Origin of the sequence: Auritidibacter sp. NML100628 (assembly GCF_003185985.1) — a bacterium.
GTDB lineage: Bacteria > Actinomycetota > Actinomycetes > Actinomycetales > Micrococcaceae > Auritidibacter > Auritidibacter ignavus.
In genome coordinates, this window is the sequence record NZ_QHLP01000014.1 from 32,288 (window position 1) to 54,619 (window position 22,332).

Consider the following 22,332-nt stretch of genomic DNA (forward strand, 5'->3'; position numbering starts at 1 on the left):
GTCCCGGGTCGACCGCCAGCACCCGCAAGGGTTTGCTGGGAACCCGCACCGGTTAGTCGTCCTCGTTCTCAAGTTCTGCGGCCACCTCATCGGTGATGTCCACGTTGGAGCTGACGTTCTGTACGTCGTCGAGCTCTTCGAGAGCATCAGCTAAGCGCAGGAATTGGCGGGCAGCTTTGGCATCGAGCTCGACCTTCATCGTGGCCACGAACTCGACTTCGTCGGATTCGTAGTCGATCTCGGCTTCGTCGAGTGCTTTGGCTACATCCTGCAGATCGGAGGGGTCCGAGTAGACTTCGAAGCTACCACCGGACTTGGCCACTTCTTCGGCTCCGGCATCCAGGACCGCCATCAGGATTTCGTCTTCTTCTTTACCCTCGGCGTCCATGCGGACCACGCCTTGGCGGTTGAAGAGGAAAGCGACCGACCCGGAGTCGGCCAGGGTGCCGTTATTGCGGGTGACGGTGTGGCGCACTTCGGCTGCGGCACGGTTCTTGTTATCAGTCAAGCATTCGACCATCAACGCCGAGCCTTCGGGACCGCGAACCTCGTAGATAATCTCTTCGTAGTTAATGACCTCACCGGTCAGACCGGCACCGCGCTTGATGGCACGGTCAATATTGTCATTGGGCACCGATTGCTTCTTGGCTTTGGAGACTGCAAGATCCAGCGCCGGGTTACCTTCCAGATCTGGCCCACCGGCACGAGCGGCTACCTCAATCGCCTTAATGTGCTTGGCGAACATTTTGGCGCGCTTGGCATCCAGGGCAGCTTTTTTATGCTTGGTTGTTGCCCATTTTGAGTGACCGGCCAATGGAGCCTCCTTATGGGGGTCAGGGTGCGAACAATAAAACTCTGCCCTATAGTCTAAACCCAGCCCGCTTCTCTACCGCGATAACTGTGGCACTACACGTCGCGGGCCACTGAGCACCACATAGAGCCAGCTCAGCGTTGCTTGTTCCCAGCGGTCAGGGTCAACATTCCATTCTCGCGTGTGCCGGGCCTTGGTGAATCGCACCAACGAGACCAAATCCGGACGCAGATTCGCCAGCTGTCCAGCCGGCCCGATCGGAACGAAGTCGTCGTCTTCAGAGTGCAGAATCAGCACCGGGTGCTGGAGTTGCTCGGCCCGGTCCACCCAGTTCAAGGCTTTCAAGTCCACCGGGGCTGCCAGCCCGGCAAGACGACGGGCCCATTTATTGGCAATCATAAATTGCCCCAGATGACCCACCGCGTCGGGAAGCCGGTTCAACCGGGCCTGGTAGGCCAAGACATCAATCCAGTTAATAACCGGTCCGTCGAGGACCAGCCCCGCAATCCGGTCGCGTAACGGTGACTGGGCAGCCAATTGCAGGGACACCGCACCACCCATGGACCAGCCGAAAATCACGACTTGTCGGGCACCGTGACTCAGCGCATAGTGCATGGCAGCTTCCACGTCGGGCCATTCGGTCGCTCCGAGCCCGTATCGGCCATCTCCGGCCGGCGGGGCGTTGCCGTCGTTGCGGTAGGAAATCAATAAGCTCGGCATACCTAGAGCGCCGGCGACGCGCAGGGCACGAATTCCTTCGGTACGCCGGGAGCCACGTCCGTGAACCATAATCGCCCAGGTGTCTTCTCCGAATTCAGGGGTCTGGGTAGGAAGGGGGGACTCGGCGACACGCGGGACTTGGGGTGGTACATACCAGGCCGGGGCTTCGCCACGTTCGACGGGAATGGACACTTCCTCGGACACAAACCCGGCATCACCGGGGTGGGGCCAGGTAAAGCCGGTCCAGGAGCCTTTTTGCGCCGCGGTGAGATCCCCGGAATAGATCTGTTCAATTTCTCGCACCACAATCCCGGCTTCAGCGTCGCGGTCAACGATCTTACCGATGCGGGCGATACCTTCACCGGCGGCGAAGGTCAGCGAATAGCGACCTTCCACGGTGGTTTCACGGGTGGCCTGCAACGCGATGTGAGGCCGGGGACCGTAGGGCTCAATGATTGCGTAAATCCGGATGTCTTCGGCCACCCGTCGCGTCGGGGTCACGACCGTACGGGCAAAGACGGTAGCCAGGGTAGAAATGGTGCCGGCAAACAGCGAGCCCACCACCGCAGCAGAGGCACCGACCACGGCGAGCACTTGGGAAAACCGTGCTCGAGAACGCGAGTTGTCAGACTCAGCGCGGGATCGGGGGAAGACTCGCATACTGGTCATTCTTCCCCGTTCACCGGGGAATTTCCAGTTTCTCAAACGTCGGGTCGGGAACAATCCCCTGGCCTGTGACGTTATAGCGGATATGACAGTTTCAGATACCTCTCACCACCAAGACGACACCACACAAACCACCACTACCCGCTCCGGTCAGCTCTCCGAGGACGAGTGGAAACAACGCCTCAGTCCTGCGGAGTACCAGGTGCTTCGCCAGGCGGCCACTGAACGACCCTTTACCGGGGAATACTGGGATGATTTCAGCGAAGGGATCTACCGGTGCCGGGCCTGTGGGGCTGAGCTGTTCCGTTCGGATCAGAAGTTTGATGCCCACTGCGGTTGGCCCTCATTCTTTGCCCCGTTGGCTGAAGATCGGGTGGAATACCGCAAAGACACCTCCTTGGGGATGACCCGCATCGAGGTCTTGTGTGCCCAGTGTCAGTCCCACTTGGGCCACGTGTTCGAAGGTGAGGGCTTCAATACCCCGACCGACCTGCGCTACTGCATGAACTCCATTTCCCTGGAGAAAGTCCCCCGCTCAGACCGATAAGCTCGAGGGTTCTCGGCGTGGCCTGCCCCCATCCTTCAGGTAGCGCTTTAACCTTGAGGGGTGAGCATTGATCGGTCGAGTGCAGAAACCTTGGCTTCGGCGCCTGTGACTTTTCGTCGGGCGCTATCGGGACTGCGGATGGCCCAGCCCCGAGCGGAAGTCCGGCTGACTGAAATCCCGGCACCGCAGAAAATCGCACCCTATGCGGTGGCTATGGCCGCCGATGTTTACCCGGCCGTGCTTCCGGCCCCGATCACCTCAACCGTCACCACACTCGGAGCGGTTGAAGACCAGGACCCCAATGAGCCACTAGCCACCGGGCGTTTTATTCTCTTGCATGACCCGGCCGGTTCGGCCGTGTGGAAATCCACGTTCCGCATTGTGACCTTCATTCGGGCGTCGGTTGAAGCCGAAATGGGCGTGGACCCGATGGCCGCTGAGGTGGCGTGGACATGGTTGGTGGAAGCCTTAGATGGTCACCAGGTGGATTATGACCAAGCCGGTGGCACCGCCACACGGGTGCTGTCGGAAAGTTTCGGAGTGTTGGATGATCGGGCCGATGCCATTGACATTGAAATGCGGGCCTCGTGGAGTCCTACCAACCTGATGGGCGAATCGATGGAGAACCACCTGGAGGCCTGGGCAGATATGGTCTGCGCCTTTGCTGGTTTACCACCGGTTCCTGAAGGCGTCACAGTTCTCCCTCGAGCACGAAGGACGTAACATCATCCTGACCACAAACGCAGAATCTGAGGCACCGGTTCTGATCACCGAGCCGGCCGAGGGCATCCCAGAACTTACCGACACGCCCGAAGGGCTCACCACATGCGCTGAAGCGCTCCGCGCCGGTAGCGGACCGGTGGCCATCGATACCGAACGCGCCTCCGGATTTCGCTACGGTCAGCGAGCATTCTTGGTCCAACTCAAGCGTGAGGGCTCTGGCATTTGGCTCATCGACCCCGAACCCTTGGAGAATCTGGACATTATTCAGCAAGCCATCGGTGGCACCGAGTGGATCTTACACGCTGCCACGCAAGACTTAGGGTGTCTGGCTGACTGTGGATTACGTCCCTGTGCCCTCTTCGATACCGAGCTAGCCGGACGCCTGTGCGGCTTCCAGAAAGTAAATCTGGCCGCACTGCTACAGCGTACGTTGGGAATAACCTTGGCCAAGGAGCATTCAGCTGCCGATTGGTCGCAGCGCCCGTTGCCCGAGCAGATGCGTAACTACGCCGCCTTGGATGTGGAGTATTTGGTCCCGTTACGCGCACAGATGATTCGCACACTACGTCGGCAGGACAAGCTGGAGATCGCTGCCGAAGAGTTCGAAGCGTTGACCGCTTGGCAACCCCCGGAGCCCCCTCACGAGCCCTGGCGGAGAACCTCCGGTATTCACCGGGTGAAATCACCACAACAGCTGGCCATTGTCCGTGCCCTGTGGCATGCCCGTGATGAACTGGGCCGTCAGGAAGATGTCTTCCCGGGGCGGCTACTACCCGATCGGGCGATTATTGCCGCAGCGACCGCACAACCTGCAACCGCAGGTGAGCTGATGAACACCAAGGGGTTCACCGGACGGGCTGCCGGCCGGGAGAAGGACCGGTGGTTGGAGGCGATTCGGCGCGGGGTGGCCGAAGGACGGGATCCCGCAACGCGACCGGAGAAGAAACCGGCTGGCTCCGGTGGCCCTCCGCCGGTGAAAAGGTGGAAGTCTCTCGACGAGCTGGCCGCTCGGCGATTCGCCACGTGTAAGGTGCGATTGACTCGCCAAGCCGAGGCGATGGGCGTGCCGTTAGAGAACCTCTTACTCCCCTCGACGCTACGAGATCTCTGCTGGCGTCCGCCCTCACCCATTACCCCGGAAACCGTCGAGGAGTATCTCAAAGACCGGGGTGCCCGTAACTGGCAGGTCTGGGCCTGCTCGGCAATCATTACCGTTGCATTACTAGACCCGGATCCATGGGACAGCGATGACGAGCAGCCCTGAGATGACTGAGAATCCTGAACAGACAGGTTCCACCTGTGCCGATGGTTCCTCTCATCTCGACCGTCGCCAATTGCTCTCTGGCACCGCAGCCATCGTGGCAGGTGGTGCCAGCATGCTGGGGCTGTCCAGCTGTGCACCGGCCGAGCCGGATACGGTCGAGGACTTCTCGGGTCAGCCCACTGAAGTCCTCGACGCCGATCTGTTGCCCGTCGGGGAAGCCACCGGGGTCCATACCGGCGACTATGACCTGCTGATCTATCGGGACAGCGAGAGCTCGGTGCAGGCGTTTCACGCGATCTGCCCCCACCAGGGATGCATCGTGCGCGTCGGTGAAGGGGCGGAGCCCGCCCCGGATTTCACCTGCCCCTGCCATTCTTCCCGCTTTGATTCCGAAACCGGTGATGTGCTGGGCGGGCCGGCTCCCCGGGGCTTGCGACGTCACCCCGCCGAGGTCCGCGACGGCGGCATTTGGGTCGAGGTCTAGCGGGTCGTCGAGCTCGTCTCTAAGGTTTCCACGCCCCGTGTTGCCGGTGATCGGCACGTAACCGTCGGGGCACCACGTGCCCGGTGCCGGGACGGTTGGGATCCCAGTTGGGGGTTTCTGCCTTCCGGCGCGGGTAGTAGTACAGCCTCCACCACGCCCACACCAGGCTCCCGAGCACCGGCAATAAGAAGATCGCCACAACCCAGACGATACGTCGCTGTGGTTCCAGAGGCGACCGTAGCAGGCTGATCACTGACCACACCATCACGGCCACGACCAGGATGGAGACAATCCACCATAGGGCTGATTCGAGCATTCAGGCGTTGGTCTTTCGGACGGTGACTTTTGAGGCCTGCACGCCGGCAGCTTTCACTACGGTCGGGATGATCTCGCGGGACCTGCCCGGGTGGACGGTGGCGACCGCAATGGTAAAGGCTCCGGCGTTTAGGACCGGCGAGTCGGCCTCACCGAGTCCGCGCCAGGCCAGCTCGCGGGTGGTCAAGGTTGCCAGAGTCTGCGCTTGATGAGATTCCACGTCACTCGGCTCGGTGCCACGCAAGGTATAGGTGATCTGTAGCTGTTCCATCTCGGCGGGGTCGATGGGCTGGTAGCCGTCTTCGGTGCACTGTTGGCTGAAGCCTGACAGCAGCGCTTCGGCCTGCGCGCAGTCCTCGAGTTTCTCGGCAGTGTCTACACCAGTGGCACCGACTTTGCCGTAGTGGACCACGAATTCGTGCTGGTCTTCATCCCACCACGCCTCCCGGTAGTGGGTGGGACGAGTGCTATCTTCGGGGCAGAAATAGGCTCGGATAATGGACACGGTGAGCACCTCCTGCGCGCGGGCCGGTTGATAACCCTGCTAGTTTAGCGTAACCGTGACCTGATCAAGAAAGCGGTTTAATGGCCTCGGGGCCTGCACTGTGACCGCGTGGGTCGTGGGCGCAGGCCCCGAGGACTGGCTTGGCTGCTGGTTGCGTTAGTTCTTCTCGGAGGAAGCGATCTGACGCAACACGTACTGCAGAATACCGCCGTTGCGGTAGTAGTCAGCTTCACCGGGGGTGTCGACACGCACATCGGCGTCGAACTCGGTGACCTTACCCTCAGGGTGGGTGGCGGTCACGTGCACGGTGGCCGGGGTGGTGCCCTCGTTCAACTCGGTGATACCGGAGATGTCGAAGGTTTCCGTGCCGTCCAGGCCCAGTGAGTTCGCGGACTCCCCCTGCGGGAACTGCAACGGCAACACACCCATGCCGATCAGGTTCGAGCGGTGAATACGCTCAAAGGATTCGCTGATCACCGCGCGGACGCCCAGCAGTGCGGTCCCCTTAGCGGCCCAGTCACGGGAGGAACCAGTACCGTATTCCTTACCGCCCAGCACCACCAGCGGAGTGTTTTGATCAGCGTAGTTCATCGCGGCGTCGTAGACATAAGCCTGCGGTCCACCCTCCTGGGTGAAGTCGCGCGTGAAGCCACCTTCAACGCCATCCAGCAACTGGTTCTTGATACGGATGTTCGCAAAGGTACCGCGAATCATCACCTCGTGGTTACCGCGACGGGACCCATACGAGTTGAAATCCTTACGGGCCACACCGTGCTCGGTCAGGTAGCGACCGGCCGGGGTGTCGGACTTGAAGGCGCCTGCCGGAGAGATGTGGTCGGTGGTCACCGAGTCACCCAACTTCAGGAGCACGCGGGCCCCGGAGATGTCCTGGACGGGGTCCGGGGTTTCCTTCATGCCCTCGAAGTACGGGGGCTTGCGCACATAGGTGGACTCATCGTTCCAGTCAAAGACGTCCCCGGTCGGGGTATCGATCGACTGCCACCGCTGGTCACCATCGAAGATCGTGGAGTATTCGGTGTGGAACATCTCGGTGTCGATGGAGTCATCGATGATCTGCTGCACCTCGGTGGGGTCCGGCCAAATGTCTTTCAGGTAGACGTCGTTACCGTCCTGGTCCTGACCCAGCACGTCATTGTCGAAGTCGAAGTCCATGGAACCGGCCAGAGCGTAAGCGACCACCAGCGGCGGGGAGGCCAGGTAGTTCATCTTCACGTCCGGGTTAATCCGGCCCTCGAAGTTACGGTTACCCGACAGCACCGAGGTCACCGACAGGTCGTTTTCCTGGATGGCCTGGGAGATCTCGGACTCCAGCGGACCGGAGTTACCGATACAGGTGGTGCAACCATAACCGACGATGTTGAAGCCTAACTGCTCCAGGTACGGGATTAGACCCGACTTCTCGTAGTATTCGGTCACCACCCGGGAACCGGGAGCCACTGAGGTCTTCACCCACGGCTTGGAGGACAGGCCTTTGTCCACGGCATTGCGGGCCAGCACCGCGGCGGCCATCATGACCGAAGGGTTAGAGGTGTTGGTGCAAGAGGTGATCGAGGCGATCGACACAGCACCGTGGTCGAGTTCGAACTCACGCCCATCCTCCATCTTCACGTCAACGGTGTGCGAGGGACGCCCTACGCCCGCATCGTCGCTCTCAGTGGCATAGTTGTGGATATCCTTGCGGAACTGCTCCTTGGCGTCAGAGAGCACGATCCGGTCCTGTGGACGCTTCGGACCCGAGATGGAAGGCACCACAGTGGATAGATCTAGCTCCAGGTACTCGGAGTACTGAGCCTCATTGGCCGGATCGTGCCACAGACCCTGTTCCTTAGTGTAGGCCTCAACCAGCGCGATGTTCTCTTCGGTACGACCGGTCAGTCGCAGGTAGTCCAGGGTCACCTGGTCGATCGGGAAGATCGCGGCGGTGGAACCGAACTCGGGCGACATGTTGCCGATGGTGGCGCGGTTCGCCAGCGGCACCGAGGCCACACCTTCACCGTAGAACTCGACGAACTTACCCACCACACCGTGCTGACGTAGCATCTCGGTGATGGTCAACACCACGTCGGTTGCGGTGGCACCTGAGGGGATGGACCCGGTGAGCTTGAAGCCCACCACGCGCGGGATGAGCATGGAGACCGGCTGGCCGAGCATCGCGGCCTCGGCCTCGATGCCGCCCACACCCCAGCCGAGCACGCCCAGGCCGTTGACCATCGTGGTGTGGGAGTCGGTGCCCACACAGGAGTCCGGGTAGGCGCGCAACACGCCGTCGACCTCGCGGGTCATCACGGTGCGTGCCAGGTATTCGATGTTGACCTGGTGGACAATGCCCTGTCCGGGAGGAACGACCTTGAAGTTATCGAAGGCGGTCTGACCCCAGCGCAGGAACTGATAGCGCTCACCATTGCGCTCGTATTCGATTTCCATGTTGCGCTCGATGGCGTCAGGGTTACCGAAGCTATCGATTTGCACGGAGTGGTCAATCACTAGCTCGGCCGGTGCCAGCGGGTTCACGCGCTTGGCGTCACCGCCCAAATCCGCGATGGCCTCACGCATGGTGGCCAAGTCAACCACACAGGGCACACCGGTGAAGTCCTGCATCAGCACCCGGGCCGGGGTGAACTGGATCTCGTGGCGGGGATCGTCCTGCGGGTCCCACTGGGCCAGCGTTTCAATCTGCTTCTTCGTGACGTTGGCGCCATCTTCGGTGCGCAACAGATTCTCGAGCAGAATCTTCAGTGAGTAGGGAAGGTTCTGTGCACCTTCGACCTTGTTAAGTCTAAAAATTTCATACTCGGCGCCGTTGACGTCCAATACGCCCTTCGAGCCGAAACTATCGACAGTAGTCACGGAGATTCCTCTTCCTGCCCATCAAGGGGCGCTCAACCGATCTCGCCGAAGCCGCTGGCAGCAGTCCCTCTTCGCTGATCAGCGACGTGCGACTCGGTACCGGTGCGATGCCAGTGTCGCTGGGCTCGAAATCCAGCGACCAGAAAATTATTCTACAACGCGCAGCCACTGATCCGGATCAGATGTCGTTACCTGCGTCACGATGACGTCGGTACCCGGATCAGCGCGACACTACCGGGTGAAGATATTGACCGACTCCATGTGGTGGGTGTCGGGGAACAGGTCGAAAATCTCCGAGCTCTGGTGTTGCCAGCCCAGTTCGGCCAACAGTTTGGCATCTCGAGCCAGGGAGGCCGGGTCGCAGGAGACGTAGACGACCTTGGAGGCCGGTAACGCGTTGATGCCTTTGATGGTAGCCCGGCCAGCACCAGAGCGTGGCGGGTCAAGCACCACCGTATCGATGTCACGACCTTCCAGTCCGCCTTGGCCGCTGGGGGCCTGAGGGCGGTGCGCCCACGAGGAGACCACTTTCTCAGTGCGACCATTGATCACTACGGCCTGCTTCATCTCGTGCAGGTTCTTCCGGGCGTCTTTGCTGGCCTGACGGGCCCGTTCGACCGAGTAGACCCGGCCAGTCTCCCCGACCGCCCGAGCCAGAAACGCTGAAAAGAGCCCAGCTCCTGCATATAAGTCGGCAATGACATCACCGGGTTGCGGGTTCGTCGCCTGCATGACGGCCTCGACCAAGATATGCGGGGCGTCGCGGTGGGACTGCCAGAAGCCTTCGGCCGAGACCCGGAATGTAAAAGTTCCGTGGTGCAAACTGCGCACAGTTTCACTCACCCACGTGCGACCGCGCAACCGTATGGTGCGTGGCTTCTGGTCCGGTTGGAGTTGAGGAACAGACACCACTGCCGAGACGGTACCGGGTAGCCCGGAGAGTTGGCGTCGCCAATCGTTGATCGCCTTATTCAGCGTGGGCTCGTGCGCCAGCGTCTCGGTAGCCGGGTGGATGACGACCATGACTTCCTGGCTATAGCCGGGGGTGATGACGTCCACGCTGGAGGCCCCGAGGAAATTGATATCCCACAGGTGTAGCTCATCGAGTTCGGGCACCGCCAGGGGAATATTGCGGACCGGAATCATGGTCTTGGATCGGTGGACGAACATCGCCAAGCGCCCGGAGGCGGTCACCGCGAAACGGTTGCGGGTCCGCCAGTGCAAACCGGTAGGCTCATCGGCTTCCACTGAGGTCACCTGAGGCTCTACGGCGAGGCGACCAATCCGATTGAGTGTGTCGCGAAAAACTTGGGCCTTGAGCCGGCGTTGGTGTTCCAGGGTGATGTGACCGTATTCGGCGCCACCGATCGGCTGACGCCCAGCCTGATAGGCGCGCAAGGAGTCGGCCAATTTCCACTGGTGTGCCCGCCGGAATTCGGAGCCCCGGATCACGTTGACGGTATCGGCCCGCCAAAAACGAGCCTTCGCGCCACCGGAAGTCACCACGGCTCGCACCACTTCGCCAGGAATGGCGTGGCGGACGAAAACAACGCGTCCTTCGTGCCGGGCCACGCAGTGACCACCGTGGGCCATGACTCCCACCTCAAGGGTCAGGATTTCCGGATAACCGGTGTCACCGACGCCGAGCGTCGAAGTCTCGTCTAAGGTAGTCACATTCACCATGCACCGGTCTCTTTCATCATGCGCGTACCGTGTGAACCCTCAAATTTAAGCAGGTAGGGCACAAAAACAGAATACGCTGATCGCCGGGAATAACAAGACTCATTTCGGTCCGCGACGTATCAGCGAGTTTCGGTGATCTCAGGGCCGCGTGTGGGCATGCCCTTCGCATCGGTCGGGGTTGACTCCGCTTGACCTGCCTCCGATTGTTCGGCGGCTGGTTTGACCCGACGCAGGTTCTTCGGAGCGTGCAGGCGCAGGATCTCCCGCGAGGGGTGTGGTTCCTGGCCTCGGTCAATCGCAGAGCGACCCAGCACGTCGAGCAACCGTTCAGCGTGTTCGGACTTCAAGACCGCTGGTCCTCCCACAACGGCACGGACGAACCAGCGGGGCCCATCAATGCCGATAAACCGAGCCACGCGCCAGCCAGGACGACCATCTGGCAATTTCGCCGGAATCTTGGCCAAGAGCTCGGTGCCAAACCGTCCCTGTTCTTCGGTCACAGTGGCGTTGTTGGCGGAAGTCAACGATTCGGTGAGTTCTTCCCGAATGTCGTCCCATAGTCCCTGCGAGCGTGGGGCCGCAAAAGTCTGGATCTGCAAGCTGGACTTATCGTGGGACAAGGTGACACCAATGATGTCCTTGGTCTTTTCTTCGACGTCCAGTCGCACAGCGATCTGAGGGTCAGCAGCAAGTTTCAACGCGCCGAGATCGACCAGGCCCTTGGCATGATCAATTTCCGAAATGTCGCGGGGACCTGCCGGGCGCGCGTCGGGGTCGGTCGACTCTGGCGCTTCCCGCAGGTGTTCTGGAAGTGTCACACGCTCGACCTTCACGTCGCGGTTGCGTCCAAAGAGCTTCAATCAACCTGTCCTCTCTCCAGCGGTGGGGCAGTTTCTGGTTCATCCATCTGCTGCAGTGTTCACCTATCGTGGCGTTCTGCGGTGTCGTCCTGACTGAGCGAACTAGCCGTCGTGACTGGCTCACCGGTGATAGTCTACGCGGATTCGCGCGCGGTTTCAGAGCACGACGGGGGTTCGTTCTAGTTCTCTGTGTGCGAAAACCCACCGGTAGAACCAAAACCCTGCTGGCCACGAACCGATTCCGGCAACTCCTCGACCACTTGGAAACAGGCCTGATAGACGGGCTGAATGACCAATTGCGCAATACGGTCCCCCCGATTGAGCACAATCTCGGCGTGAGGATCGGTATTGATCAGGGCCACTTTGAGTTCGCCACGATATCCCGCGTCTATGGTGCCAGGCGCGTTAACGATGCTCAGGCCTTTTTTCGCAGCCAACCCAGAACGAGGGTGTACCAACCCCACGAATCCTTCCGGTAAAGCAATCGCAATCCCCGTGGAAGTCAGGTAGCGCTCCCCCGGACCCAGACGCACATCTTCTACCGTGACCAGATCGGCACCGGCATCACCGGGCTGAGCATAGTGCGGGACCGGGACATCGGGGGCTAAGAGTTGCAGGGCTACATCGATCTGAGGCATGGTAGAAGATTCCTTTCTGGATCGTTTCCGAGATTATTTCCTGGGCTGGACTCCCGAGACTGGATGCACCGGTGTGCTCCAGCACGTATTCTGCCAGGGTTCGGCCTGTTTTCGGCCCCGGCTGGTGGCGAGCACCTCACCTGCAGGTCAATGCAACACCGGGAAAACACAACACCGGGAAAACACAACACCGGGAAAACATGAACAGAACAAAAATATGGGACCCTAGAATTATGAGCTCTTCACCGACGACTCCACACAGTCTTGATTCCGCCGATGATCCGGTGCTGTACCATGAAAAGCTTCGGGCCACACCCTGGATGTGGCTACTCGTGGTCCTTTTCGGTGTCCTCGGATACATGGTGCTGGCACCGATCAACGTCGCGGCCGGAATCGGCTCCGCTGTGGTATTGGCCCTGATCACCGTGGCCATTTTGGTCGGGATGGGCTCTGAAATTATTGTCACCAAACAGTTTTTACAAGTCGGTCGTGCCGGGATTGAACGACGATTCGTGGGCAACGTGACCGGATATCGCGGTGACGACGCCTTCGAACAGCGCGGTCAGAAACTTCACGGTTTGGCTTACACCAATCTGCGCAGTTGGGCCTCGCCGGTGGTGCGTATTCAAATTACCGACGAACGGGACCGCACTCCCTATTGGCTGACGTCAACCCGCAATCCTGAACAACTCGTTGATGCCCTCGGTGGGGCTATGTACGCCCGTCCCGAAGATCTCGAGGATGAGAACATCCCCGACTGGTTGCGCGAAGAACGAGAAACACAACAAGCACAACAGCGCGACGATTCCGAAGGTCACACCCCCACCGACTCCAACACCGATTAGCGCAACATCAGCCCCCGCGCTCAGCAACACTGCCGGCGCGACGCAGGAACGTCAGCTCAGGGACATAACAACGTAGTGGGCGGGCCCGGGTGTAACCGGGCCCGCCCACTACATGGTTGTCGATCAGTTGTTGCTCAACTGAACCTTGCTACCCTTCACAGTCGGTGCAATACAGCAGACCATTTTCTTCATAAGCCACCTGGGATCGATGTCGCACCAAAAAACAGGAGGCGCAGGTGAATTCATCAGATTGTGCCGGCAGCACAGTAACCTGCAGTTCTTCATTCGACAGGTCAGCGCCGGGCAGCTCAAACCCCTCAGCAGCTTCGGCCTCGTCTTCATCGACCGCGGCAGACTGCGTATCGGTCCGACGATTCTTCAACTCCTCAATGGAGTCTTCCCGGACCTCATCGTCGTTTTTGCGGGGCGCATCGTAATCAGTTGCCATATATTTGCTATCCACTCCACTAAGTCATCGACTGAACGCACAGGTGTCAGTGTCTGACAGGTTAATCTCGGTGATTGGTTCTTTTATTCCAGGCCCAAACCGGTGGCTTACCGCGGTGCATGATCCCTGGAATGACCCTCGTGACAACGCGCTCACCGAGTATCATTTCGCAGAGAATCCTACTGTCCCCGACCAAAATTTCAAATCGCCAACAGTGAACACATCTTGAAGTGCCTTGAAGTGCCGTGTTGACCGCTTTATGGGATCGCTCACACTCGTCGGTCCCCCTGCGATGTGTCGCCACACCGAGCGAGATTCTGGTGTAGTGGGGGCTGACGTGGCAGAGTTCAGCACAGAACTAGGACTATTCTGGAGGCAATTTATGGATTCACCGCAGTCACCAGACCATACCACCGCGTCCGGTGCACGTCGCGCCCAACCGTTGCGCCTCGTTGGTGTCGATGATGCCGGTGACCACCTGATTCTGTCCAATGATGCTGGCGAAGAGTTCTCCCTGCCGATCACCGATGCTTTACGTCATGCCACCACCCGCCCCATTGGCCGGCCCTCGGCGGCCGCAGCCGACGAGGCAGCAGCGGTGACGTTGTCTCCCCGAGATATTCAATCCAAGATCCGCGCCGGCTACTCTGTGGACGAGCTGGCTTCTCGGTACGACGTCAGCCTGGACCGGTTGAAGATCTACGAGGCCCCGGTGCTAGCCGAACGCCGCTGGATTGTTGATCAGGCCCGCGCGATCGAAGTCTCTTCTCCGCAATTAGGTCACGATATTTACCGGGCCGTTTTTGGTGAAGAACCGGCTCTGCTGGAACCCATGGTGCGACACCGGCTGGCGGCACTGGGCTTAGACACCTCCACCCTGGAATGGGACGCGTGGAAGGAAGAGGGCTCCAACCACTGGACCATCTCGGCCAGTTTCCAAGATAACGGCGCCCAAACCCAAATCGGCGACGAGCCGGTGGCCCGCTGGAGTTTCCGTCCCGCCGCCAAGCATGTCGATAATCTCAACCGGTGGGCCCAGGTGCTCTCCGAACTCGAACCACTCGATACTCCTACCGCGACACCCACCCGACGGCTGAGCGCAGTGTCATCAGCGGAACGTGTTTTTGACGTGGAATCCACCGAAAAGCCTGACCCGCGACCGCGACGGCATTTTGATTCCGATGCGCAAGAAGAGTTACTCGAGGTCCTGCACGCCCGACGCGGGCAACGGTTGGGCGTCGATGAAGACGCTGATGACGAGCTAGCGATGATGATCACTCGCGAGGAGCACCCCACCTCCTGGACTGGACCACGTCTGGTGGTCAGCGGGGAATCCGATTCCGCTAAACCTGCTGAGTCTGAGACAGCTGATCAGACCGATCCGGATACGGAACAACCGGGGCAGCAGGAGCCGGAGCCGTCCACGCGGGCAGGGGTCGAGGACGAGTCAAGCCAACCAGAGAAGTCTACATCATCACTGTCTTCTGTCTCATCCTCTGAATATGAGGGTCAAACCGATGCCTTTGACGGGATGGATGAGGCCTCTCGCGGTAACGCCTTGCACCAGCAATCCACCCAACACCACCAGGACGGCAAAGACGGGCGGAGCGGTAGCTCCGCGTCTAAGTCCACACGCAAGCGTCCCCGGGTGCCCAGCTGGGACGAGATTATGTTCGGCACCCGCAAAGACGACTGAGACGAAGCGCTACTCTACAGCCTCCGCTCGTTGTGAGATTTCTCAGTCGATCACCAGCAGTGGCACCAGGCGTTCATCGTCGGTGGTCGATCCGTGGTGGCCCCACATCTCCCAGGACATCGCTGAAGCCCGGAGTGAGTCGTAGAGTGCGATATCGCTCTGGGCTACCACCAGCAGGTCTCCAATACGGGGCACCACCCGGGGTTCTAAGGGCCCGAACCAGCCGTCGTGTTCTGCTCGGTCGCGACTAATGACGATGGCTACTTCGCCATAGATTTTCTCCCACCGTTGCTGGATCTCGCGCCGGTGACTGTCGTCGGCCTCGGGAGCGAAATACAACTGGAAAAAGCGAGGTTCCCCGGCCGTGTGCAGCACGCCGTCGTAGAGTTCGGAATGTTCTCGGGTGTCCAACCGGTCTGCCGGGGCAATGGTGACCATACCGTGGTCGGCCGTCAGGAGCACGTTCACCGGGTGGCCGATCGTCGATAGTTTTCTGCGTAGCCGACGCATGTGACTATCGATCGCTTCCAGTACCTCAATCCATTCGGCAGAACCGACCCCGTGACGGTGCCCTGCTTTATCCAGTTCCGGGATATACAGGTAGACAAGCGCGCCGGGTCGTTGCAACTCCGTCAACGCCTTATGAAAGCGGGCTCCCAGGGACCGTGCCCCCACAAAGCGCGGACCGCGCAAACCAGCCCGGGTCAGCCCGCTGTCAGCAAACTCCGGCAAGGAGACCGTGACGGCCTCCAGCGGTGCCTGCACACTCTCAAAAAGTGTGGGATGGGGTTGCCATTGTTCGGGATTAACCTCCGGGTCCCAGTTGCCCAGCTGGTTAATAACCTGGCCACGATCCGGGTCGAAACTGTCATAGCCCACTAGCCCGTGTCGGCCGGGCAACAACCCTGTGGCCATCGAAGTCAAAGCGCTCGCCGTGGTGGTGGGTAACACCGTAGAGATTTCGGTTGGGACACCACCGGTAGCAGCAGCGTGATCTTCTTGGCGGGTGAGCATCTGGCGCAAGGTGGGAGCGTAGGAAGAGTAGGCCACCAGCTGGCGGATTCCTAGCCCGTCGACCAAAATCACCATGCCAGACCCAGCCTGGGGAAGCTGCAGGCTCGTCGCGACCGGCTGGGCATCAGACGAGGGCCTCAGCGAATTCAGCAGGGCCGGAACAACGTCCCAGATCCCCGGAGACTGGGGGTAGTGCGTATGACGATCGATCATCAGCGATGCTGGTCCCGAGCGGTCAAAAAGGTGGTCCGCAGGGTGCGGGCAAAGGCCAGGGCCTGGTCCACAGCCTGTTGGCCCTCGGCTTCGGCAGCGACCCGCAGAGCAAGATCTTCTGGTGTACTGGTTCCGGTCACCCCGTGGTCGGCAGAACAGTCGGGATCCGGGCAGACTGCCGGGACCAGCTCCAGACGCTGATTGCCACGCCACAACAAGCTCAGGGTCACCTCAGCCACCGGCAGATCCGGAGTCCACGTGGCCGGCTGGTCGTGGACGGTGGTGACCGAGACCGAGTCCAGCGCATCCAGCGGGACCATCTCGGTGGTCACTTGCGCCCGGGTGGCACCTGCGTATTCTTCGGCGACGAAGTCGGTCAGGTGCACGGCAGCCAGTGCGGTGTCGGTCAGTGCCAAGACCGTCAGGTGGCGGTGTAGGTCGTTGTAGTCCACGTGGGTCTCCACGTGGACTAGCGAAGCGAGGATCTCACGGGAATCGAGTTGATCGTACAGCGCACTGATCACCAGTTCGGGGTAGAACCCAGCGTGGTAAATGTCTGACCAGGGTGACAGCGAGGTATCGATGTCCGAGGAGAGGTCTGTCATGATCCCATCATAAAGCGTAACCGGTGGTCTGCTACTGGATATCTCATCATCCGCTCAAGGCCCGGCGGGCTGAGTCGGTCCGGCGAGCTGCGTTGGCCAGCTGGACTTCTGCTTGGAGCACGCTGACGTTGTCTTCGGAGGCCAATAGCGGCGAGAACCGCACCCGCACCACCTGGGGTAAGTCATGGGCCAAGATCGACAGCCGTCCGAGTACTTCTTTCACCCCGTGAATATCGGCCGGACGAAGCCCACCGTAGCCAAAGAGTTTGGCGGCCGCCCGCGGGGTGCGCACCATCCGTTCCAGATCTGCGCTGGTTAGCGGTGGCACCATATGCACCCAGTCGTGGAGGAGTTCTACGGCGTCACCGGAGATCCCGAAGGACACCACCGGTCCCAACAGCGGGTCTTCCACGGCCACAACCGTGCAACCTTGACCGGCCGGTGCCATCGATTGCACCTCGAGTTCAGGGCTACCGTAGCGGGTGAGCACCTCACGCATTTGGGCGACATTGCCTCGCAGTGATTCAGCATCGACAATATTCAGGCGCACCCCGCCAAGATCCAAGCGGTGGCGCAGATTGGCGTCCACGGCTTTTAGGGCGACCGGGAAGCCAAGTTCTTCAGCAGCGGCCACAGCTTCGTCTGCGGTACTAAATCCCCGGGATTCCAACACCGAGATCCCGTAGCACGCCAACAGCTCGGCGGTTTGGTGCTGATCCAGAGCCAGCAGGTCGGTGCCGACGGCTTCTTGGGCCCATTCGGTGACCAGATCAACGGCACGGTGCCGATCAAGATCAGAGTATTCGAGTTCTTTGCCCTGATCGGCGTCCCGCCAAGCCTGGTAGCGAGTCAGCTGGGCAATGACTTTCAGCGCGCTTTCCGGAGTACTGAAGACCGGTAGTCCGTGCTGGGCCGACAGTGTGATTTCTTCCGCGGCTTCAGCTTCGGTGCGTTCCCGGTAGGTGCCCGCACCGAAAACGCCGGTCGGGGTAAAGGCCTGGTCCAGCACCGCGGTAAAGCAGGCCAGCACGGTAACATCAGTGTCGGCAGCGATCTCACCGAGTTGATTGGCCAATTCTCGGGCATCGCCAGGCAACTGAGTCATGGCTGACTGCACGCAGACCAGTACGGTATCGACCTGTTGCGATTCCACGGCCTGTTCAATGGCCTCGGAGAAGGCACCGAAAGCCTGCTCGACGGTATGGTCTTCGGGCAGTCCCGACACCGCGTCCCGGCGAGTAACCTTCAGACCCTGCATTTCGGCCGATTCGGCAACTAGCTCATTGATAGCAACCGCATTGCCGATCACGCCGAGCCGGTCGCCACCAGGGACCGGCTGACAGGCCAGCACCTGGAGGACGTCCATCATGTGGGCGGTGGAGTTGGTCTGAATCACCCCGGCCTGGTCCAGCATCGATTCCACGGTGCCCAGCGGAGCCTGGGTGGTACGGGTGGAGTGACCGGGAGGCAACCGGCGTCCCATGGCCGGTGAACTGGCCAACACCACCGGTTTCTTCCGCGAGAGACGCCGTCCGATACGGGAGAACTTCCGCGGATTACCGAAGGATTCCAGATAAATACCCACCGCTGAGGTGTAGGGATCGTCTTCGAAGTATTGCATCGCATCGTTACCGGACACATCGGCACGGTTCCCGGCCGAAATCACCGAGGAGACCCCGATGCCACGTCGGCTGGATTCGGTGTAGAGATTAGCGCTGAGCGCAGCCGATTGGGAGAACAGTCCGATGGAGCCACGTTTGGGCATCGCCGCAGCCACCGAGGCGTTGAGCGAAACCTCGGGGTCGGTGGAAATAATTCCGGCCGAGGCGGGCCCGATCAGACGCATCCCGTAGGAACGAGCCAAGGAGACCAGCTGGCGCTGGCGGTCTATGGCCGAAGTGTCCTGGGCACTCAGATCGGAGACCACCACCAGACCGCGCACACCTTTGGCCGCACAGTCACGAATGACCTTATCAAGCTGGTGATCCGGCACCGCGATCACCGCGACGTCCACATCGCCGGGAGCCTCAGCGATGGACCCCAACGAGATCATCCCGGCCAGCTCGAGTGCTTCGGGGTTGATGCCGTAGACCGGTCCGGTGAACTTGCCTTCAATGATATTTTCCATCAGCGCGTAACCGACCGACCCCCAGTCCCGCGAGGCACCGATCACCGCAATGGATTCGGCCCGTAGCAACTCACCCAAGGACTTGGCTTCGGCGCGGTGTTCGCGCGATTCCATGACCGCACGCGTTTTGGCGGTCTCGTCCAGCGGAAATTCCACAACAATGACACCGTCTTCAAAAGAGCGTTTGATATCGAAGCCGGCGGCCTGGAAGACGGAGAGCATCTTCTGGTTCTCCGGCAACACGTCGGCCACGAAACGCCGGATCCCGTTCTCGCGGGCGGCTTCGGCCAGGTGTTCCATCAGAATCGAGGCCAGTCCGCGACCGGAGTGCCGGTCGGCGATATTGAAGGCAACCTCGGCGTCGTAGGAGTTGGGCAAGCGATCATATCGGCCAATGCCAAGCAGTTCGTCGCCGTGCAAGATCACGAACGCGACCCGGTCGCGATAGTCCACGACGGTAAAACGCTCGAGCTCTTTGGCTGACAGCGAGGACTTATACGTAAAATAGCGGAAGTAGATAGAGTCCTGGGACTGATGCTGGTGCATCTGTTGTAGCGCCTGCGCATCATGAGGTGACACCGGGCGCATCCGGGCAGTGGCACCATCGGCGAGTACGACATCTGCTTCCCAATGAGCTGGATATGCACGGTCTGTGGTGAGCTCTCCCATAGACTCAGCTTAGACTCTGGACCGATATCAGCGAAAGTATAGACCGAAGAGGACCATGGCGAAAAAGTCGACACCGCGTTCCACCGCTGACAGCAAGCTGGCGCCCCAAACCGTGCCGGACCAGGAACAGAAGATCATCGATATCGATGTGTCTGCCGAGATGGAACAGTCCTTTTTGGAATATGCCTATTCGGTTATTTATTCTCGCGCCCTGCCCGATGCCCGGGACGGACTAAAACCGGTGCAACGTCGCATCCTGTACATGATGAGCCAGATGGGGCTGACCCCAGAGAAAGGGCACGTGAAATCGGCGCGCGTGGTGGGCGAAGTGATGGGTAAGCTCCACCCGCACGGTGATGGGGCCATTTATGACGCAATGGTGCGGTTGGCTCAGGACTTTAATATGCGCCTGCCACTGGTGGATGGTCACGGGAACTTCGGCTCGGTCGATGACGGTCCAGCGGCCTCTCGGTACACCGAGGCGAAGATGACCCGGGCCGCGGTGGAGATGACCGCCGATATTGGTGAAGACACCGTAGAGTTTGAGCCCAACTACGATAATCAGATCTTCCAGCCCTCGGTGTTGCCAGCGGCCTTTCCGAACCTGTTGGTCAATGGCTCCTCCGGTATTGCGGTGGGGATGGCCACCAATATGCCACCCCACCACTTAGGTGAGGTTATTGCTGCCGCCCAACACCTGCTGGCCCACCCGGAGGCCGATACCGCCGCGTTGATGAAGTTTGTGCCCGGCCCGGACCTGCCCTCGGGTGGCAAGATCGTGGGGCTGGAGGGCATTAAAGAGGCCTATGAGACCGGCCGTGGCTCGTTCAAGATGCGGGCCAGCATCACCGTGGAGCAGGTCAGTGCTCGCCGGACCGGTTTGGTGATCACCGCCCTCCCCTACGGGGTGGGGCCGGAAAAGGTGATCGATAAAGTCAAGGACGCGGTCAATAACAAAAAAGTCACCGGTGTGGCCGACGTGGTGGATCTCACCGACCGTCATCACGGGCTACGGATGGTCATTGAGCTGAAGTCCGGGTTCAATCCGCAGGCAGTGTTGGCTCAGCTGTATAAGCACACTCCGTTGGAGGAATCCTTCGGGATCAATAACGTGGCCCTCGTCGATGGCCAGCCGCGCACGCTGGGACTAAAAGAACTGCTTCACGTCTATGTACACCACCGACTCACCGTGGTGCGTCGGCGCACCGAATACCGGTTAGGCAAACGCCGGGACCGACTGCATTTGGTCCAGGGACTGCTGTTGGCACTCGTCGATATTGACGAGGTTATTGAGATCATCCGCTCCTGCGATGACGCTGCAACGGCCCGGTCACGACTGATGATGGTCTTTGACCTCACCGAGGTACAAGCCGACCATATTCTGCAGTTGCGACTACGACAGCTGACAAAGTTCTCCCGGATCGAACTCGAATCTGAACAGGCAGAGCTTACGGCAGCGATCGCCGAGCTGGAAGCGATTCTGGCTTCTGATGACAAGCTCCGCGAAACTGTCTCGGACGAGCTGGGTCAGATCGCAGAGAGTTTCTCCGACCCGCGCCGCACAGCCTTGCTGAAGTCCGAGGAATTGGCGCCGGTCCCCTCGACCGCCCAGGCGAAGAAGTCCCCGGAGAAAGCTGCCTCGGCGATGATGATCGCCGATGACCCGTGCTGGGTAATTTTGTCGACCTCTGGTCAGCTGGTGCGCACTGTGGATCGAACCCCGCTCGTGGCCGCCGGGCGACGGAAACGCCATGATGTCTTCCAGTCGGTGGTCGCGACCACCGCCCGCGGCGAAGTGGGCGCGGTGACCTCCATGGGGCGGATTATTCGATTCAATACGGTCGATGTACCGGTGCTCAGTCAACCTACCGAATCGCCGACAATGACCGATGCGGTGAAGGTCTCGCAGTTCCTTCCATTACCGGACCGCGAAGACCTCGTCGGCCTGGTGCCACTCAATAAGGTGCTGGCACTGGCGACCCGCCAGGGTGTCATCAAGCGGGTGCGGGATGAGTGGCCGTTGAACCAGGACGAATTTGATGCCATCAGCCTGAAGACCAACGATCAGGTGGTGGCAGCTGCCGTGGCCGACCGTGACGACGACACGATCGTGTTAATCACCGCCCAAGCACAGCTCTTGCGGTTTGAAGCCAGCAAGGTGCGTCCTCAAGGGCGCCACGCCGGTGGGGTGGCCGGCATCAAGCTCTCCGAGGAGGATGAGGTCATTGCCCTGGGCGTCATACCGGCTGTCGCAACCGAGCAGGCGGAGGTGGTGACCGTCACCGAGGCAGAGGAAGACCTGTTAGGCGCGGTGGGGTCTGCTAAGCGTAGCCTGTTCAGTCAGTTCCCGGCCAAAGGCCGGGCGACCATGGGCGTGCGCGCTCACCGGATGCTACGTGGCGAGACCGGGCTGAAACTCGCCTGGGCCGGAAGCGATCCGCGCGGTAGTACCAGCGGTGGTACGGCTCGGAACCTGCCCACTGAGCACAGTGACCGGGATGCCTCCGGTGTGCTATTGGATTCGGCCGTAGAGACCGTGGGGACCGCCAGCTCACCGGTGACCGTAAACAGCGCGTCGGCACCGTCCGAACCATCCGACCAGCAACCGGAGGGATTGTTCTAGCCCCTGC

19 protein-coding genes are annotated in these 22,332 nt (G+C 60.4%); 7 read left to right on the forward strand and 12 right to left on the reverse strand.

What is annotated here, in order from left to right; translation table 11 throughout:
* Positions 1 to 52: 52 nt before the first annotated feature.
* Complete coding sequence (locus DCC24_RS09525; protein ID WP_110099690.1) at positions 53 to 814, reverse strand: YebC/PmpR family DNA-binding transcriptional regulator; 762 nt, start codon at positions 812 to 814, stop codon at positions 53 to 55.
* Between the two features lie 72 nt (positions 815 to 886).
* Positions 887 to 2,200 carry a S9 family peptidase gene (locus DCC24_RS09530; protein ID WP_110099691.1) on the reverse strand — a complete coding sequence of 438 codons (1,314 nt, stop codon included), beginning with the start codon at positions 2,198 to 2,200 and terminating at the stop codon, positions 887 to 889.
* An 82-nt stretch (positions 2,201 to 2,282) separates the two neighbouring features.
* Between DCC24_RS09530 and msrB the strand changes: the two genes are divergently transcribed.
* The 4 genes from msrB to DCC24_RS09550 all read left to right on the forward strand — a co-directional run bounded on the left by msrB (position 2,283) and on the right by DCC24_RS09550 (position 5,215).
* Positions 2,283 to 2,744 carry a peptide-methionine (R)-S-oxide reductase MsrB gene (gene msrB / locus DCC24_RS09535; RefSeq protein ID WP_110099692.1) on the forward strand — a complete coding sequence of 154 codons (462 nt, stop codon included), beginning with the start codon at positions 2,283 to 2,285 and terminating at the stop codon, positions 2,742 to 2,744.
* Between the two features lie 138 nt (positions 2,745 to 2,882).
* Positions 2,883 to 3,467 (forward strand): DUF3000 domain-containing protein, encoded by a 585-nt coding sequence (locus DCC24_RS09540; RefSeq protein ID WP_110099715.1) that lies wholly within the window; start codon positions 2,883 to 2,885, stop codon positions 3,465 to 3,467.
* The gene (locus DCC24_RS09545; RefSeq protein WP_233492056.1) at positions 3,406 to 4,731 is read left to right on the forward strand and encodes an HRDC domain-containing protein; all 1,326 of its coding nucleotides are present in this window, start codon (positions 3,406 to 3,408) and stop codon (positions 4,729 to 4,731) included. Before DCC24_RS09540 ends, DCC24_RS09545 begins: the two co-directional genes overlap by 62 nt.
* 1 nt (position 4,732) lies before the next feature.
* Positions 4,733 to 5,215 carry a Rieske (2Fe-2S) protein gene (locus DCC24_RS09550; RefSeq protein ID WP_158524652.1) on the forward strand — a complete coding sequence of 161 codons (483 nt, stop codon included), beginning with the start codon at positions 4,733 to 4,735 and terminating at the stop codon, positions 5,213 to 5,215.
* 19 nt (positions 5,216 to 5,234) lie between these two features.
* Here DCC24_RS09550 and DCC24_RS09555 read toward each other — a convergent pair whose 3' ends face one another.
* The 6 genes from DCC24_RS09555 to dut all read right to left on the reverse strand — a co-directional run bounded on the left by DCC24_RS09555 (position 5,235) and on the right by dut (position 12,084).
* Positions 5,235 to 5,531 (reverse strand): PLD nuclease N-terminal domain-containing protein, encoded by a 297-nt coding sequence (locus tag DCC24_RS09555; protein ID WP_110099694.1) that lies wholly within the window; start codon positions 5,529 to 5,531, stop codon positions 5,235 to 5,237.
* Positions 5,532 to 6,035 (reverse strand): hypothetical protein, encoded by a 504-nt coding sequence (locus tag DCC24_RS09560; RefSeq protein WP_110099695.1) that lies wholly within the window; start codon positions 6,033 to 6,035, stop codon positions 5,532 to 5,534. It lies immediately after the preceding gene.
* 156 nt (positions 6,036 to 6,191) lie between these two features.
* Complete coding sequence (gene acnA, locus DCC24_RS09565) at positions 6,192 to 8,903, reverse strand: aconitate hydratase AcnA (protein ID WP_110099696.1); 2,712 nt, start codon at positions 8,901 to 8,903, stop codon at positions 6,192 to 6,194.
* 231 nt (positions 8,904 to 9,134) lie between these two features.
* A complete protein-coding gene (locus tag DCC24_RS09570; protein WP_233492057.1) occupies positions 9,135 to 10,586 on the reverse strand; it encodes a class I SAM-dependent RNA methyltransferase in 1,452 nt (483 codons plus the stop codon).
* Between the two features lie 119 nt (positions 10,587 to 10,705).
* Positions 10,706 to 11,404 (reverse strand): DUF3710 domain-containing protein, encoded by a 699-nt coding sequence (locus tag DCC24_RS09575; RefSeq protein ID WP_233492058.1) that lies wholly within the window; start codon positions 11,402 to 11,404, stop codon positions 10,706 to 10,708.
* 221 nt (positions 11,405 to 11,625) lie between these two features.
* On the reverse strand, positions 11,626 to 12,084 hold the full coding sequence (gene dut, locus DCC24_RS09580) for a dUTP diphosphatase (RefSeq protein WP_110099698.1): 459 nt from the start codon (positions 12,082 to 12,084) through the stop codon (positions 11,626 to 11,628).
* 233 nt (positions 12,085 to 12,317) lie between these two features.
* On the opposite strand from dut, the gene DCC24_RS09585 reads away from it, so the two are divergent.
* Complete coding sequence (locus tag DCC24_RS09585) at positions 12,318 to 12,929, forward strand: DUF3093 domain-containing protein (RefSeq protein WP_110099699.1); 612 nt, start codon at positions 12,318 to 12,320, stop codon at positions 12,927 to 12,929.
* Between the two features lie 148 nt (positions 12,930 to 13,077).
* On the opposite strand, the gene DCC24_RS09590 is transcribed toward DCC24_RS09585, so the two are convergent.
* Positions 13,078 to 13,377 (reverse strand): DUF4193 domain-containing protein, encoded by a 300-nt coding sequence (locus tag DCC24_RS09590; protein WP_110099700.1) that lies wholly within the window; start codon positions 13,375 to 13,377, stop codon positions 13,078 to 13,080.
* Positions 13,378 to 13,759: 382 nt separating this feature from the next.
* On the opposite strand from DCC24_RS09590, the gene sepH reads away from it, so the two are divergent.
* Positions 13,760 to 15,073, forward strand: a complete 1,314-nt coding sequence (gene sepH / locus DCC24_RS09595) for a septation protein SepH (protein ID WP_158278477.1) — start codon at positions 13,760 to 13,762, stop codon at positions 15,071 to 15,073.
* A gap of 42 nt (positions 15,074 to 15,115) precedes the next feature.
* On the opposite strand, the gene DCC24_RS09600 is transcribed toward sepH, so the two are convergent.
* Genes DCC24_RS09600 through DCC24_RS09610 form a run of 3 tightly spaced genes read right to left on the reverse strand, consistent with a single transcriptional unit; the run spans position 15,116 to position 19,702 of the window.
* Positions 15,116 to 16,300, reverse strand: a complete 1,185-nt coding sequence (locus tag DCC24_RS09600; RefSeq protein ID WP_110099702.1) for an alkaline phosphatase family protein — start codon at positions 16,298 to 16,300, stop codon at positions 15,116 to 15,118.
* Positions 16,300 to 16,905, reverse strand: coding sequence for a DUF5998 family protein (locus tag DCC24_RS09605; RefSeq protein ID WP_110099703.1), 606 nt, complete (start codon positions 16,903 to 16,905; stop codon positions 16,300 to 16,302). The genes DCC24_RS09600 and DCC24_RS09605 overlap by 1 nt, the downstream gene beginning before the upstream one ends.
* Before the next feature lie 46 nt (positions 16,906 to 16,951).
* A complete protein-coding gene (locus DCC24_RS09610; protein ID WP_110099704.1) occupies positions 16,952 to 19,702 on the reverse strand; it encodes a bifunctional GNAT family N-acetyltransferase/acetate--CoA ligase family protein in 2,751 nt (916 codons plus the stop codon).
* Between the two features lie 55 nt (positions 19,703 to 19,757).
* On the opposite strand from DCC24_RS09610, the gene DCC24_RS09615 reads away from it, so the two are divergent.
* A complete protein-coding gene (locus tag DCC24_RS09615; protein WP_110099705.1) occupies positions 19,758 to 22,325 on the forward strand; it encodes a DNA topoisomerase (ATP-hydrolyzing) subunit A in 2,568 nt (855 codons plus the stop codon).
* The last annotated feature ends 7 nt before the right edge of the window (positions 22,326 to 22,332 follow it).

Coding starts and splice junctions, on each gene's coding strand:
- DCC24_RS09530 (WP_110099691.1), bottom strand. CDS start 2,200: ATGACCAGTATGCGAGTCTTCCCCCGATCCCGCGCTGAGTCTGACAAC.
- msrB (WP_110099692.1), top strand. CDS start 2,283: ATGACAGTTTCAGATACCTCTCACCACCAAGACGACACCACACAAACC.
- DCC24_RS09540 (WP_110099715.1), top strand. CDS start 2,883: ATGGCCCAGCCCCGAGCGGAAGTCCGGCTGACTGAAATCCCGGCACCG.
- DCC24_RS09550 (WP_158524652.1), top strand. CDS start 4,733: ATGACTGAGAATCCTGAACAGACAGGTTCCACCTGTGCCGATGGTTCC.
- DCC24_RS09555 (WP_110099694.1), bottom strand. CDS start 5,531: ATGCTCGAATCAGCCCTATGGTGGATTGTCTCCATCCTGGTCGTGGCC.
- DCC24_RS09570 (WP_233492057.1), bottom strand. CDS start 10,586: ATGGTGAATGTGACTACCTTAGACGAGACTTCGACGCTCGGCGTCGGT.
- dut (WP_110099698.1), bottom strand. CDS start 12,084: ATGCCTCAGATCGATGTAGCCCTGCAACTCTTAGCCCCCGATGTCCCG.
- DCC24_RS09585 (WP_110099699.1), top strand. CDS start 12,318: ATGAGCTCTTCACCGACGACTCCACACAGTCTTGATTCCGCCGATGAT.
- DCC24_RS09590 (WP_110099700.1), bottom strand. CDS start 13,377: ATGGCAACTGATTACGATGCGCCCCGCAAAAACGACGATGAGGTCCGG.
- sepH (WP_158278477.1), top strand. CDS start 13,760: ATGGATTCACCGCAGTCACCAGACCATACCACCGCGTCCGGTGCACGT.
- DCC24_RS09600 (WP_110099702.1), bottom strand. CDS start 16,300: ATGATCGATCGTCATACGCACTACCCCCAGTCTCCGGGGATCTGGGAC.
- DCC24_RS09605 (WP_110099703.1), bottom strand. CDS start 16,905: ATGACAGACCTCTCCTCGGACATCGATACCTCGCTGTCACCCTGGTCA.
- DCC24_RS09610 (WP_110099704.1), bottom strand. CDS start 19,702: ATGGGAGAGCTCACCACAGACCGTGCATATCCAGCTCATTGGGAAGCA.
- DCC24_RS09615 (WP_110099705.1), top strand. CDS start 19,758: ATGGCGAAAAAGTCGACACCGCGTTCCACCGCTGACAGCAAGCTGGCG.